Raw genomic sequence first — 351 nt, forward strand, 5'->3', positions numbered from 1 at the left:
GGCAGGCGGTGACGGTGATCCTGTCCTCGATCGACCGCATCAAGGAGATTTTGGCGGGTCTGGAGGCGACCGAAGCCGAGCCGGAGGGCAACGACCGCGACCTCATCGACAAGCTGGAGGCGATGGTCGAGCAGGGCATGGCCGCGATGGCGGCTGGCGCAGCTCCCGTCGCCGACGCGCCGCCGCTGGCGCCGGAAGCCCCGGCTGCCGCTGCGCCCGCCAAGGCGATGACCACGGGCACGCTGATCGCACAGATGCTGGAGCGCCCGTTGCGTCCCGGCGAAGTCTCGCTCGACGAGCTCGAGCGCGCCTTCCGCGAGACCGCGATCGAAGCGCCGGTGCCTGCTGCGC

The 351-nt window shown here is 71.5% G+C and carries 1 pseudogene; it reads left to right on the forward strand.

Going from position 1 to position 351, the window contains the following annotated elements:
• A pseudogene (locus AAE027_RS39525) lies at positions 1 to 351 on the forward strand (hybrid sensor histidine kinase/response regulator); the annotation flags it as partial.

Source organism: Bradyrhizobium sp. DN3 (assembly GCF_041357655.1).
Lineage (GTDB): Bacteria > Pseudomonadota > Alphaproteobacteria > Rhizobiales > Xanthobacteraceae > Bradyrhizobium.